Genomic DNA, 12,506 nt, shown 5'->3' with positions numbered 1-12,506 from the left:
AATTGAACGGATCTGGTTTCAAAATTATCGTCGCGAAATCAGTCGTATTTTTGAACGATAGGAGCGCTTGTATAAGATCGAAAAATTTTGGTGTCGCAATATCGATGGGATCGAAGCACAGCAGCTCGTCCGGTGACTTATCGACAAGCGACTGGACACCCCTTCTCGCGCGACTCCAGAGCACCGTAACGTTGCAAGATCATGTATATAGTCTAGTTGGTTCATTGGCTATCCATCTTGCCGTCCTTAGTGAGCGTCTGTAGCCTCGTGCGACTCCGGAGCGCCGTGAGCATTGAAATCATGTATGTCAGGTTGATTCATGGTTTGGATACGCCGGGCATTTGCCAAGATGGATCTTAATCTTGCTCCTGTCGCTGGCTGCTCAACAATCGGCGGTAAGCTTATCGAATATTGAATCGGGTTGCGTTCACCTAGTCAGGATTCTCATAGAAGGCAAATGACTCTCGTGCGAACGCCATGAGGTCTGCGGGCCCGGACAACACACCCGTGCCCCAATCCCAGTCCCGATCGGCATACATGAACCATTCGCCCACAATCGGCAAGACAACATACTGCTCCGAATAGAAACCAATCGCGTCGGCCGGGCTGTCGCCGGGGTCCGTCATCAATATATCGGCGAAGTCATCTTCGCTGTTGTCCGCCTTAACCACGAATCCCGGGTACTTGCCAAAATGAAAATGAAAATAGCTGAACGGGTCTGGATTAAGGACGATTACAGCGAAGTCGCCAGTTCCATTGAAACTCGCGACGTCTCTAATGAGGTCATGGAAAACCTTCGAGCTGATGTTCGAGGAGTCAAAGTGAAGCAACTCCGAAGCTGGGGTGAGCAGCGCTATTTTCATGCACTCCCGTGCACGCTGCCAAAGCGAGGTGAATACTTCGCAGTCTTGTATGAAATCAATCTTGCTCATTTGGCTAATCGGATTTTGAGGGTTGCATACTTCGAACCGAGAGGAAAATAATCGGCGGTGGGGTTCCCCTGATTCGACTCTTCCCGGACGCCATAACGGTTCCCGTTCTTGGTGAAGATATCCATCTTGCCGTCCTTAGTGAGCGTCTGTACCCAGCCATTGTCACGCAAGTTTGCCTCGAACTCCGCCTTGCCAACGTCCGTTTCGATATTTTTCGTGCTTCGTCCCACTGTGATGTCGACATATTCCGACGTAATCCGCCCCGGCGGAATCCCATCCACCTCCGTCTCAGCCGCGGGCTTGCACATCTGCTTGATACGGTCCCAGTTCTCCGCCGCTTTCCTTGCGCCTTGACCGATGCCGTATTTAACAGCCGGATTATTAATAAGCCGCCAGACGATCACGATCCCCCGCGCCGCCCCATCGATCAGCCCCGCCGAGAAATGGCAACCACTACAAACAGTCGAAGTCGAAAGCGAAGAAGCGCCGAGAAGCTGGCGTGCACCCTGGAGATTTGCCGGTGGCGCTATAGGCGAGTCCCCATAGTTGTAGTTATCGATCCACTGGTTGATTTCCTCATCGCCCACCGGGATATCCGTGCCATCGTTCAGGTCGAGCAGACTGCCGTTTCTGGCAACCGTGCCGGTACGTGACACGACCTGACCATCGGGCGAATACGTGAACCTGACTTTCAAAACGCGCCGGACACCGCCATTCGCAGGGCTTGCATATTCCTGGAACTTGAACAGATCGATTCGTCCACGCTGGTCATAGCGCAGGAAATAGTCGCCGGTCGGGTTGTAGCCGTACTCGATCCGGTGAGCGGCATCGCGCGAAATCGCCTCACTGGCGACGTATTGCTCAACGGGATAGATTGAAAAGACATTCCCGGTCGCATCCCGCGTCACGACCCATTGAGCGACGACCTTCCCAGCGGCGAGTTGCTGGGCGAACGAGAGCCGGTTGTTCGCGTCGTACGTCATGCCGTAGGCCATCGTGACGGCGCCTTCAGGCTTCGGCGCATCGAAGCCCTGGATTCCGGTCGCGTCGCTAGTCGGCGTCTCGGCGATGCCCGTCGTGTTGCCGCGAGCGTCGTAGACGAATGACTGAATCAGGTTCGGCGACGCAATCATCGACGGACGCAGGCTCGTCGCATCGGCATAGCGAATCGTCGATATCGAAGTCCCCGAGCCGCGCTTAACGGTCGCCTTGATCGGACGCCCGGTTTCGTCGTAGCTGTATTCCGACGTTCCGCCGCTAGCGTCAGTATCTTTCAGCAGATTGCCGGACGCATCCCATGCGCTGCTCGCATTACCCGCCGCCGACGTGCTAGCGGTTGGCCGCAGCACGCCGCCAATCGACGACATGTTCAACGTGGTGGTGCGCTTGCTGCCGGTAATAACCGTTGAACCGGCGCTATAGGCGAACTGCACATTGCGTGCAGAGTCAGGATGGTCGACCGCTACTGCCCGACCTTGCGCGTCATAAGTCCACGCCGCGACACGCGTGCCGGCCTCATTGATCTCTCCCGTCAGCGCATTCTTGAACCGGGAATCTTCATAGGCGTAACGGTGCGTATAGCCGTTCGGCCACATAACGGAAACAAGATTTCCATTCGCGTCGTAACCGTACTGCGTCATTCGCCCCAAAGGATCATTCAGGCGCGACAGACGACGCTTGTCGTCATAGTCGAGTCGAAGCGTGACGTCCTTGTTCGCGTCCGTGCCCGCGGCATGCTGAGTGATGGCGGTTAGCAGACCCGATGCATCGTAGGTCAGCGTGCGGATAAACCGGGTCTTCGTCTCCTCCGACAGCAGGACCCCTTGCGCCGAGTACGACTCGACGGTCTCGGTCTGAAGATCAGTAAGCGTCCAGCCGGACGGGTTCTGCGCGAGTGCGAGACCGGTAAATCCAGACGTACGCCAAGTGCCCGCCAACCAGTTGAACGTAACCGGCTCACCATTCGCGCGATACGCAATAACCTTTGATGAACTGCCACTGTTCGCACTTGCGAGGTCCAGGCTGCGCTGCCAGCTATGGAACCAGACCGGCCCCATCGAGATCGCATTCTTTGCGAGTGGCTTCGAGCGATAGGTGCGCGTGAACGACATCGGCATATCGTCGCCGCTGACGAAATCCGCTTCCGTCAGCGTGACTGCGCCATTGCCGGGATAGACTGGATCGGCTACCGGACAGCTTTGTTCGGGCGCATCCGTCGCTGGAACGGAACACCATTGGTCGATCAGCGCGATGTCATTGATGCATGCGTAGTTCCCCATGCCACCGGGTGTATTGCTGACCACGTCGCGGCGGCAGGACGTCGTACCGGGCGTTGCGCCCGACTTTGAATACAGCGTGGAGCAGTCTGTCGCGTTCGCGCCAAACGCCACCAGTAACAATGTGAATACGGCGAGGAAACGGCACAGCATGCTGGCCGGGCCGCCCTGGAATGTCCGGAATTTCATTTTTCTCCCTTAGTTATTCCTTTCGCCAATGAAGGCGAAAGCATTTTTAAGGAGAGTGAAATGTTTTTGAATCCGACAATTCCGAAAAATCTGATTGCGTCGGTGTCAGTCTGTGGCTTTTAGCAGGAACGAAGGAACAGCGTCACATTCACCGAGGCCCACGACCGCTCGTTGCAGGACATTAAAAAGTCCTGCTTGATCGAGCCATCAAAGACACAGAGACGGGCGTGGATCGCACATTCAAATCACCCGCCCCAAGCTCCCCTCACGACGGCGACACCAGCTTGAAGTCCACCGGTGAGTCGATCTCGATCCGCTTCGGATTCGCTTCGAGCAGCCCGCTTTGCTGATCGCGCTTGAACACATACACCGTGCCGCTGTTCTGATTGCCGACGATCAGCCAGTTGCCGGTCGGGTCGATCGCGAATTCACGCGGCGACTTGCCGAGGCTCGACTGGTGCCCGATCTTCTTCAGATGACCGTTGGTGGGATCGACCGAGAAGATCACGATATCGTTCGCGTCGCCGCGATTCGATGCGTAAAGGAAGCGCCCGTCCGGCGCCAAATGAATCGCCGAGCCGCCCACCGCGCCCTTGAAGCCAGGCTCCGTCAGCGAAAGCGTCTGCACCTGCGTGAGCTTGCCGTCGTCGTAGTTGAAGGTGCTGACCGTGCCGACCAGTTCGCTCGTCAGATACGCATGCTTGCCGTCCGCGCCGAACACCAGATGGCGCGGGCCCGTACCCGCTTTCTCCTGGGTGTAGCGCCAATCGGTCGGGCCGAACAGGCCGCGGCTGCCGTCAGGCGTGTAGCGATACGAGTACAGCTTGTCGGCGCCCAGGTCTTGCGCGAACAGGTAGTGGCCGTCAGGCGAGAACACGGTGGAATGAACGTGCGAGTTGTCCTGACGCCCCTTCACCGGACCGCCGCCTTCATGATGCACCGTGAGCACCGACGCGCCCACCTGGCCGTCCGCCTGCAACGGGAACACGGCGAAGCTGCCGCCTGGATCGGCCGCCACCGAGTAGTTCGCGGTCAGCAGATATTTGCCGTCCGGCGAGAGGCTGAGATAGCACGGATCGTTGCCGTCCGAGGAGACCTTGTTGAGGAAAGTCAGCTGGCCGCTCGCGGCGTCGAAGCGAAACGCGCTAATGCCGCCGCGCTGCGTGGCGGGGCCGTTGTCGCCCGGCAATTCGTTGACCGCATAGACGAAGCGGCGGTCGCGGCTCACCACGAGGTAGGACGGGTTGACCGTCTGCGCGACCGACACGCGGGTCGCTTCGCCTGTCGTCGTGTCGAAGCGATAGACATACAGCCCCTCGCTCCTGCCGCCGGTATACGTGCCGACCAGCATGTCATAGACGCCGTCGGCGGGAGCCGGGCCGGAATCTTGCGCAAACGCATGCGAAGCAACAATCGAGACCATGAGCACGAAACCTTTTATTATCGAGCGGGCGGAGCGCAGTGGAGCGGGTCGTCCAGCGCGCCATGACGTGGATCCAGAAGCAGAAGGAACAAGAAAGCTTGAAACGGCAGGCACTGCGGTCCGGTGACTACGAAGCATATGACCTCCTGGACATCGGTTATTCGGTTTGTAGTGGTGTCTCTGGTCTGCCGCGCAGTCTGTCGAGTTGTTTTATCGAGGCAAGTATAAAAGCGTTGCGTCGGATCATGCAGCGAATACGGCAGCCGGCATTTGGCCGAGCCGCGTTTCGGCGGGGCCACGTGCCGGCTGCATGTGTAGCAATTGTCCCGCCTCGCGGGGCGTTTTTTCAATCGCGTCTCACGCATCTCACACTACGGAGTCTTCATGAACGTCACACTCGCGTTGGGCCCGCTGGTTTCGTTGATCGCCGGTATTCTGATTCTCGTCATGCCGCGCCTGTTGAACTACATCGTCGCGCTCTATCTGATCATCATCGGCATCATTGGGATCTTCGGCGTGGGGTCGACGCACTTCTAAGCGCGGCAGCAATAGCAAAGCAGCAAGAAGGGACGCGCGACCGGGCGCAGTACACGCCCGGCGCCGTCCCGCAGGAACGCGGACAGGCGGCGTGAGCACCGGCACGTGAATTGACCGTAGCCGTGGTGAGCACCGCGCGGCGCGGCGAAGCAGCGCAACTGAGCGGCGAAGCGAAACGGAGCAACGATGCACGATGCAAACGCAGCAGCGTGCGCGCCGGACGCATGGCAGCGTCAGACGCGCGCGGCGCGTGCCGGGCAGCGAACGGTCAGCCGTTCGAAAGCTGATCGAGCCGCAGGCGCCCCTGCAACGACAGTGCGCCGACGGCATAATGGCCGTCACCTTCCTGATGACGCCGGAAGCAGGCCCGTTCGATCAGAAAGGCCGCCGCGGCCAGCATGCCATTACGGCTCAGGCCCAGCCGGCCATGATCGAGCGGCAACATCGAATCGCCGGCGAGTTCGCTGGCGGCCGAGAGAATCGTGATGCAATCGGATTTCGACGGGTTCAGCATAGCTTCGGTCCTCGAAAACGGCGTCTGCACGCGCCGGGAGCCAAGGCGGGCCATGATCCGGAGGGCTCCACGCATCGGCTTAACAACCGATTGTAGGTAGTGATTTGACAATTACCAACCCGCGTTTTGCCGCATTGCGTGCTGAACCAAAGTACCGCGCGCGAGTCCGGTAATAACAACGACCCCAAGCGCGGCGGCCTTCGCCGCGCGTAAAACAGACACGCTCCTCCATGCCCGCACTCATCGAAGACTATGCGCTCATCGGCGACGGCCACACGGCCGCGCTCATCTCCCGCGAAGGTTCCGTCGACTGGCTCTGCTGGCCGCGCTTCGACTCCGGCGCCTGCTTCGCCGCCCTGCTCGGCACGCCCGCCAACGGCCGCTGGCTGATCTCGCCGGTCTCCGATACACCGCCGACAGTCACGCGTCGTTATCGCGGCGAAACCCTGATCCTCGAGACCGATTTCGAAACGCCCGAGGGCGCGGTCACGCTGATCGACTTCATGCCGCCGGGCAACGGCTGGTCGGAGATGGTGCGGATCGTGGTCGGCAAACGCGGCACGGTGCGCATGCGGATGGAATTGGTGCTGCGCTTCGACTACGGTTTTTCGATTCCATGGGTCGACCGCCTGAAGCATGACAGCGGCATCAAGGCGATCGTCGGACCGGACACCGCGGTGCTGCGCACACCGGTCGACTTGCGCGGCGAGGATATGAAGACCGTCGCCGATTTCACCGTGAGCGAAGGCGAGCGCGTACCGTTTTCGCTGGCGTATGCCGCCTCGCATCTGCGCATTCCACCGGGCCGCGATCCGCACACGTCGCTCGCGCGCACCGAGAACCATTGGCTCGAATGGTCGGCGCGCAGCACGGTCAAAGGCAAATGGGCCGCGCAGATCCGCCGCTCGCTGATTACGCTGAAGGCACTCGCGTACGAGCCGACCGGCGGCATCGTCGCCGCGCCCACCACCTCGCTGCCGGAACAGCTGGGCGGCATGCGCAACTGGGATTACCGCTACTGCTGGCTGCGCGACGCCACCATCACATTGCTCGCGATGATGCGCGGCGGCTATTACGACGAAGCGCGCGCGTGGCGCAGCTGGCTCGGCCGCGTGATGGCCGGTGCGCCGGATCAGTTGCAGATCATGTACGGGATCGCTGGCGAGCGGCGCCTGCCCGAGTCCGAAATCGACTGGCTGCCCGGCTATCAGGACGCCAAACCGGTGCGGATCGGCAACAACGCGGTCGGCCAGCGCCAGCTCGACGTCTATGGCGAAGTGATGAACGCGCTGCATCTTGCGCGCGTGGGCGGCCTGCAGGCGGACGACACCGCGTGGAACGTGCAGCGCGCGCTGCTCGGCCATCTCGACACGATCTGGGAAGAGCCGGACGAAGGCATCTGGGAAACACGCGGCGGCCGCCAGCACTTCACATTCTCGAAGGTCATGGCGTGGGTTGCCTTCGACCGTGCGATTCAGTCGGCCGAGATGTTCAAGCTGGAAGGCCCGCTCGACGAATGGCGCGCGACCCGCGCGAAAATCCACGCGGAAGTCTGCGCGAAGGCCTGGAATCCGACGCTGAATGCGTTTTCCCAGTTCTACGGCAGCGACCAGCTCGATGCCAGCGTGCTGCTCCTGCCGCTGGTCGGCTTCCTGCCGCCGAACGATCCGCGCATCAAAGGCACCGTGGCGGCGATCGAAAAAGACTTGATGCACGACGGCTTCGTGATGCGTTACCGCACCACCGAATACGACGACGGCCTGCCGCCCGGGGAAGGCACCTTTCTTGCGTGTTCGTTCTGGATGGTGGACAACTTGGCTTTGCAGGGGCGCATCGATGAAGCCGTTGCAATGTATGAACGATTGCTTGGCCTCTGCAATGACGTCGGTCTGCTCGCGGAAGAATACGATCCCCTGGCGAAACGCCTGGTCGGCAACTTCCCGCAGGCGTTTTCGCATGTGGCGCTGGTGCACACCGGCCTCAACCTGATGAAGCACGAACAGGCGATGGCGCAAGCAACGGGACAGCCGCCCCATAACGGCACCACGGAAGAAGAACTGAAGGCTGCGGCAACCCCCGATAGCGGCGCGGCAACCTCGCCAGTACCATGATTTAGTGACAGTTTGCGTGAAGCCTGCGCGCAATTGCTGCATTGCACAAGTACGCTTAGTTCGATATGATCGACTAGACTGTTGGCCGAAAATCAATGTGCCTACAACCAATACGGCCTGCCGCAACGCCACACGCGTGTTTGCGAAGCCCCATGCGAACCGCTTAAAAACGGAGCACCTATGCTCTACCAGTTGCATGAATTCCAGCGGGCGATGTTGAGCCCGCTCACCGCCTGGGCTCAGGCCGCGTCGAAATCGTTCGCGAATCCCGCCAGCCCATTGGCTTACGTGCCCGGCGCCACGCGCCTCTCAGCGGGTTACGAGTTGCTTTACCGGCTTGGTAAAGATTACGAAAAGCCTGAGTTCAACCTTCATCAGATTGTCAAAGACGGCCACAACATTCCGATCATCGAACAAGCGATCATCGAAAAGCCGTTTTGCCGCCTGATGCGCTTCAAGCGTTTCGCCGACGACAGCGACGCTGTTACCCAATTGAAAGATGAGCCGGTCGTGCTGGTGTGCGCACCGTTGTCCGGCCACCACGCCACGCTGCTGCGCGATACCGTGCGCACGTTGCTGCAAGACCACAAGGTGTACCTCACCGACTGGATCGACGCACGCATGGTGCCGCTCGAGGAAGGCGAGTTTCACCTCGACGACTACGTCGCCTACATCCAGGAATTCATCCGCCACATCGGCGCGAAGAATCTGCATGTGATCTCCGTGTGCCAGCCCACCGTGCCGGTGCTTGCCGCCATTTCGCTGTTGGCGAGCCGCGGCGAAGACACGCCGCGCACCATGACGATGATGGGCGGCCCGATCGACGCGCGTAAGAGCCCGACATCGGTCAACTCGCTTGCCACGCAGCACTCGTATGAATGGTTCGAAAACAACGTGATCTTCACGGTGCCCCCGAACTATCCCGGTGTGGGCCGCAAGGTTTACCCGGGCTTTCTGCAACACACCGGTTTTGTCGCGATGAATCCGGAGCGGCACGCAGCCTCGCACTGGGACTATTACCAGAGCCTCCTGCGCGGCGACGAAGACGACGCGGAAGCGCATCGCCGCTTCTACGACGAGTACAACGCCGTGCTCGACATGGACGCCGACTATTACCTCGACACGATCCGCGTGGTGTTCCAGGAGTTCCGTCTTGCCGATGGCACGTGGGACGTCGCAGGCGAACGGGTGCGTCCGCAGGACATCAAGAAGACCGCCCTCTTCACGATCGAAGGCGAGCTGGACGATATCTCCGGCGACGGCCAGACATTCGCCGCGCAAGAGTTGTGCAGCGGCATTCCGGAGAAGGACAAGCGTCACTTCACCGCGGAAAAATGCGGCCACTACGGCATTTTCTCGGGCCGGCGCTGGCGCACCATCATCTATCCGCAGTTGCGCGACTTTATCCTCGAGCACAATAAGGCGTCGAAGGTAGCGAAGGAAAAAGTCGAAGCCTGAGCACCGCGGCACAAATAGCAACAACGGCCTCTCCAGAGGCCGTTGTCGTTTCTGAAGATCCGCCTGCTTCTAAGCGGCGTTGCGCCGCGGCTTATTTTCGCAGCAGATACGCAAGCAGCAGCTCGGTGTTCATCTGGACGACCTCACTGCGTTCGCTGGCACCGCTGAAATCGCGGCCAAGTGTCGCTTCGAGCGTGAAGCGGTTCGACACGATGTAGTAGCCCATGCCGGACAGGGTCACGTAAAAGCGCAGCGGATCGACGTTGGTGCGAAACAGCCCCGCGCGTTGGCCACGCTCCAGAATGCCGCCGAGCGTGGCGACGATCGGCGAGATCATTTCACGGATGCGCGTGGACTTCTGCATGTAGCGTGCCTCATGCAGATTCTCGTTATTGATGAGACGCAGCAACTCGGGATGATCGCGATAGTAATCCCAAACAAAATGCGCAAGGCGAGTGACAGCCTCGACCGGCGCGACACCGTTCAGTTCGAGCGTTCGCTCCGCTTCATTGAGCGCGCTGAATGCGTGCTCGAGTACAGCAGTGAAAAGTTGCTCCTTGCTACCGAAGTAGTAATAGAGCATGCGTTCATTAGTTTCCGCGCGGCGGGCGATCTGGTCGACGCGCGCGCCGAACAACCCTCCATTTGCAAACTCTTCGGCCGCCGCAAGCAGAATGCGGCGCCGCGTGCCTTCAGGATCTCTTTTGATTTTCGGCTGATTCATGGTGGCATCGTCTTCGTGAGCCGCGTTATCCGGATCGCACCGCCGGCCTCTCCTCGGGCCTTGCACCGACAGCACTGAACGGGCTGGTTGGGGGAACACCCTTATGCGGTCTTTCGAAAAAGCGCTTTGATTATGGCACATGGATTGCGGATGGCAATTGGGGAAATCGGCGATAATGTGCTATTTAGTTCAAGCTACGCGGCCGCAAGGCAAGCTCCCACGTTGTGACCGTGACCGATTCCAGAACACTCGCAGATCGCATCGAGGATCTGCTGCCCCAAACGCAATGCACGAAGTGCGGCTATCCGGCGTGCCGTCCGTATGCCGAAGCCGTCGCCAGTGGCGAGGCGAACTACAACCAGTGCCCGCCGGGCGGTGCCGAAGGCATCGCGCGCCTCGCCGCGTTGCTCGGCCGGCCGGTGATCCCGCTCAATTCCGCCAACGGCGTCGAACGGGCGCGTCCATTGGCGGTTATCGACGAACACGTTTGCATCGGCTGCACGTTGTGCATGCAAGCATGTCCTGTCGATGCAATCGTTGGCGCACCGAAACAGATGCATACGGTGATCGCCGAACTCTGCACCGGTTGCGACCTGTGCGTGCCGCCGTGCCCGGTCGACTGTATTGCAATGCCGCCGGTCACGGGTGAAGCAACCGGCTGGGACGCCTGGAGCCAGCACCAGGCGGACGCCGCGCGCGAGCGCCACAACCGGCGTGAAGCCCGGCTTGCACGCGAACGCGAAGCGGCCGAAGCGCGTGCTGCAGCGCGGCGAGCGCTCAGCAGCACGCCCGCTCAAGTGACGGCGACGAGTACCCCGGCAACGCCCGCAGCAGACGACGCCGAAGCGAAAAAACGCGCGATCATCCAGGCTGCGTTGGAGCGCGCGCGCCAGAAGAAAGAAGAGCTGGCCGCCAAAGGCCAAGGGCCGCTCAACACTGACCGCGTTACCGCCGACGTGCAGGCGCAGATCGACGCCGCCGAAGCACGCCGCCGCCGTCTCGGACTCGCCGCGGGCGACGCCGAGACGCCCTCCACCAAGCGCTAACCCCCACATGCACGTACCTGCACGCTCCGCATGAACGCGAACAAACGCCGCGCCATCTACGAGACGCTTCAGAGTCTCAACCCGCATCCCACAACCGAACTCGAGTACACCACACCGTTCGAACTGCTGATTGCCGTGCTGCTGTCGGCGCAGGCCACCGACGTGTCGGTGAACAAGGCGATGCGCAAGATGTTCCCGGTCGCGAACACGCCGCAGAAGGTCTTCGATCTCGGCGAGGAAGGCGTCGCCGGCTACGTCAAGACGATTGGCCTCTACCGGACCAAGGCGAAGAATGTGATCGCGACCTGCCGCATTCTGCTCGACCAGTACGGCGGTGAAGTGCCGGAAGACCGTGAAGCACTGGAAAGCCTGCCGGGCGTGGGCCGTAAAACGGCGAACGTGATCTTGAATACGGCGTTCGGTCATCCGACCATCGCCGTCGATACGCACATCTTTCGGGTTGCCAATCGAACCGGCCTCGCGCCCGGCAAGGACGTGCGCGCGGTCGAAGCGGCGCTGGAGAAATTCACGCCCGCCGAGTTCAAGCAGGATGCGCACCATTGGCTGATTCTGCATGGCCGCTATGTCTGCAAGGCGCGCCGGCCGGAATGCTGGCATTGCGCGATCGAGCCATTGTGCGAGTTCCGCCCGAAGACACCGCCCCCGGATCTTTGAACGACCGGCGCCGCCAGCAAGCCACGCTACCCGGCGTAAAATGTCGCCAGCAAGCCCGCCTCAAACTAACCGCACCGGTCCCACGATGTTCAATCCCAGCCGCGACGAAGTCCGCCTCTTCTTCACCGACACCTGGCGCAAGCAGCGCCAAGGCGAAATTTTGACGCCGCTGGAGGCGATCGCCGCCGACTGGATCGTCGAGCACCCTGAATATCACGCCGATCTGACCAATACGGAAGCCGCTCAAGCCGAGGACTACTCGCCCGAACGCGGCCAGACCAACCCGTTCCTGCATCTGTCCATGCATCTGGCGATCACCGAACAGTTGTCGATCGATCAGCCGCCGGGCATCCGAGCCGCTCACGAGCGCCTCGCCGGGCGCCTCGGTTCGACCCACGAGGCGCAGCACGCGATCATGGACTGCCTCGGCGAAACCATCTGGGAAGCACAGCGCACCGGCACACCGCCGGACACGGACGCGTATTTGCAGCGTATTGAGCGGCGCGCCACGCGGGACTGAAGGCACCGCCGGGACTAAGCGCGGTGAACATGGCCGCCCACAGCCGCCGCGCAAAACAAACCCGAGCCCACAAAGCACAACACCCCGCCGAAGCAGGGTGT

At 60.7% G+C, this 12,506-nt stretch carries 11 protein-coding genes; 6 read left to right on the top strand and 5 right to left on the bottom strand.

Annotation, left to right across the window (positions count from 1 at the left end):
- Nucleotides 1-431: 431 nt before the first annotated feature.
- The 3 genes from ACAX43_RS21925 to ACAX43_RS21915 form a co-directional block, all read right to left on the bottom strand.
- Complete coding sequence (locus tag ACAX43_RS21925; protein ID WP_370710517.1) at nt 432-932, bottom strand: hypothetical protein; 501 nt, start codon at nt 930-932, stop codon at nt 432-434.
- The gene (locus tag ACAX43_RS21920) at nt 929-3,397 is read right to left on the bottom strand and encodes a DUF6531 domain-containing protein (protein WP_370710516.1); all 2,469 of its coding nucleotides are present in this window, start codon (nt 3,395-3,397) and stop codon (nt 929-931) included. The genes ACAX43_RS21925 and ACAX43_RS21920 overlap by 4 nt, the downstream gene beginning before the upstream one ends.
- A gap of 265 nt (nt 3,398-3,662) precedes the next feature.
- Complete coding sequence (locus ACAX43_RS21915; RefSeq protein ID WP_370710515.1) at nt 3,663-4,958, bottom strand: lactonase family protein; 1,296 nt, start codon at nt 4,956-4,958, stop codon at nt 3,663-3,665.
- Between the two features lie 246 nt (nt 4,959-5,204).
- Between ACAX43_RS21915 and ACAX43_RS21910 the strand changes: the two genes are divergently transcribed.
- On the top strand, nt 5,205-5,357 hold the full coding sequence (locus tag ACAX43_RS21910; RefSeq protein WP_370710514.1) for a DUF3096 domain-containing protein: 153 nt from the start codon (nt 5,205-5,207) through the stop codon (nt 5,355-5,357).
- A 268-nt stretch (nt 5,358-5,625) separates the two neighbouring features.
- On the opposite strand, the gene ACAX43_RS21905 is transcribed toward ACAX43_RS21910, so the two are convergent.
- On the bottom strand, nt 5,626-5,871 hold the full coding sequence (locus ACAX43_RS21905; RefSeq protein WP_370710513.1) for a hypothetical protein: 246 nt from the start codon (nt 5,869-5,871) through the stop codon (nt 5,626-5,628).
- A gap of 230 nt (nt 5,872-6,101) precedes the next feature.
- Here ACAX43_RS21905 and ACAX43_RS21900 point away from each other — a divergent pair, with 230 nt between their 5' ends.
- Together ACAX43_RS21900 and ACAX43_RS21895 are read left to right on the top strand one after the other, a co-directional pair.
- On the top strand, nt 6,102-7,982 hold the full coding sequence (locus tag ACAX43_RS21900) for a glycoside hydrolase family 15 protein (protein ID WP_370710512.1): 1,881 nt from the start codon (nt 6,102-6,104) through the stop codon (nt 7,980-7,982).
- A 180-nt stretch (nt 7,983-8,162) separates the two neighbouring features.
- The gene (locus tag ACAX43_RS21895) at nt 8,163-9,440 is read left to right on the top strand and encodes a polyhydroxyalkanoate depolymerase (protein WP_370710511.1); all 1,278 of its coding nucleotides are present in this window, start codon (nt 8,163-8,165) and stop codon (nt 9,438-9,440) included.
- A gap of 91 nt (nt 9,441-9,531) precedes the next feature.
- On the opposite strand, the gene ACAX43_RS21890 is transcribed toward ACAX43_RS21895, so the two are convergent.
- Complete coding sequence (locus ACAX43_RS21890; protein ID WP_370710510.1) at nt 9,532-10,164, bottom strand: TetR family transcriptional regulator; 633 nt, start codon at nt 10,162-10,164, stop codon at nt 9,532-9,534.
- Nucleotides 10,165-10,394: 230 nt separating this feature from the next.
- On the opposite strand from ACAX43_RS21890, the gene rsxB reads away from it, so the two are divergent.
- The 3 genes from rsxB to ACAX43_RS21875 all read left to right on the top strand — a co-directional run bounded on the left by rsxB (nt 10,395) and on the right by ACAX43_RS21875 (nt 12,405).
- Nucleotides 10,395-11,210 carry an electron transport complex subunit RsxB gene (rsxB, locus tag ACAX43_RS21885; protein WP_370710509.1) on the top strand — a complete coding sequence of 272 codons (816 nt, stop codon included), beginning with the start codon at nt 10,395-10,397 and terminating at the stop codon, nt 11,208-11,210.
- A gap of 30 nt (nt 11,211-11,240) precedes the next feature.
- Nucleotides 11,241-11,885 (top strand): endonuclease III, encoded by a 645-nt coding sequence (nth, locus tag ACAX43_RS21880; protein WP_370710508.1) that lies wholly within the window; start codon nt 11,241-11,243, stop codon nt 11,883-11,885.
- Nucleotides 11,886-11,970: 85 nt separating this feature from the next.
- A complete protein-coding gene (locus ACAX43_RS21875; RefSeq protein WP_370710507.1) occupies nt 11,971-12,405 on the top strand; it encodes a DUF1841 family protein in 435 nt (144 codons plus the stop codon).
- Nucleotides 12,406-12,506 lie beyond the last annotated feature (101 nt).

The organism is Paraburkholderia sp. IW21 (genome assembly GCF_041321145.1).
In the GTDB taxonomy this organism is placed as follows: domain Bacteria; phylum Pseudomonadota; class Gammaproteobacteria; order Burkholderiales; family Burkholderiaceae; genus Paraburkholderia.
The sequence above is the reverse complement of the archived record's forward strand: the minus strand, read 5'-3'. Positions and strand labels throughout refer to the sequence as shown.

Bases quoted from the DNA above. Each gene is read 5' to 3' on its own strand.
- nth (WP_370710508.1), top strand. From the start codon at position 11,241: ATGAACGCGAACAAACGCCGCGCCATCTACGAGACGCTTCAGAGTCTC.
- ACAX43_RS21875 (WP_370710507.1), top strand. From the start codon at position 11,971: ATGTTCAATCCCAGCCGCGACGAAGTCCGCCTCTTCTTCACCGACACC.
- ACAX43_RS21915 (WP_370710515.1), bottom strand. From the start codon at position 4,958: ATGCTTCGTAGTCACCGGACCGCAGTGCCTGCCGTTTCAAGCTTTCTT.
- ACAX43_RS21910 (WP_370710514.1), top strand. From the start codon at position 5,205: ATGAACGTCACACTCGCGTTGGGCCCGCTGGTTTCGTTGATCGCCGGT.
- ACAX43_RS21900 (WP_370710512.1), top strand. From the start codon at position 6,102: ATGCCCGCACTCATCGAAGACTATGCGCTCATCGGCGACGGCCACACG.
- ACAX43_RS21925 (WP_370710517.1), bottom strand. From the start codon at position 932: ATGAGCAAGATTGATTTCATACAAGACTGCGAAGTATTCACCTCGCTT.
- ACAX43_RS21895 (WP_370710511.1), top strand. From the start codon at position 8,163: ATGCTCTACCAGTTGCATGAATTCCAGCGGGCGATGTTGAGCCCGCTC.
- ACAX43_RS21890 (WP_370710510.1), bottom strand. From the start codon at position 10,164: ATGAATCAGCCGAAAATCAAAAGAGATCCTGAAGGCACGCGGCGCCGC.
- ACAX43_RS21905 (WP_370710513.1), bottom strand. From the start codon at position 5,871: ATGCTGAACCCGTCGAAATCCGATTGCATCACGATTCTCTCGGCCGCC.
- ACAX43_RS21920 (WP_370710516.1), bottom strand. From the start codon at position 3,397: ATGAAATTCCGGACATTCCAGGGCGGCCCGGCCAGCATGCTGTGCCGT.